1 protein-coding gene is annotated in these 656 nt (G+C 66.0%); it reads left to right on the top strand.

Translation table 11 applies throughout. The features are described from left to right. Positions 1–135: 135 nt before the first annotated feature. On the top strand, positions 136–656 hold a 521-nt coding region (locus HX873_RS31350), incomplete at its 3' end, for a P1 family peptidase (protein WP_177123843.1).

Raw genomic sequence — 656 nt, forward strand, 5'->3', positions numbered from 1 at the left:
GGAGGGCAGGGTGTTGGTTTTTGTGCAGGGGATTTTTTCGCGAAGCTGCTAGCGTACGCTGGGCCGGGGGAGCGCCTCCTTGGCACACCCCTTGCTCTCCCCACGCCATACCTAAACCCAAGGAAGCTTTTCTGTATGCCTAGACCTGGCCCGCGCAACGCTCTCACTGATATTCCCGGCCTGGAGGTTGGCCACGCCACAGACCTGTACGCCGACACCGGCGTCACGGTGATCCGCCCGGATGGTTTCTGGACTGCCAGTATCGACATTCGCGGTGGAGGCCCAGGTGGTCGCGAAACCGCGGCGCTGGAGCCGGAGAACATGGTGGGCCAGCTGCACGCGCTGGTGTTTGCCGGTGGCTCGGTGTTTGGCCTGGCGGCGGCGGATGCGGTGGCGGCGAAGTTGTCCCAGGACCAGGTGGGGTTGCATTTGAAGCCGGGTGCGCCGGCGATTCCTATCGTGCCGGCGGCGGTGTTGCATGATTTGGCGAATGGCGGGGACAAGGATTGGGGCCTGGAGCCACCTTACCGGCGGCTGGGGTTCGAGGCGCTGGCCAATGCCGGTCCGGAGTTTGAGCTGGGCTCTGTCGGGGCCGGGCGTGGGGCCATGGCCGGGGTGCTGAAAGGCGGGCTGGGGACGGCGTCCCTGGATTTGGG

The organism is Pseudomonas sp. P7758 (genome assembly GCF_013386485.1).
Classification (GTDB): Bacteria; Pseudomonadota; Gammaproteobacteria; order Pseudomonadales; family Pseudomonadaceae; genus Aquipseudomonas.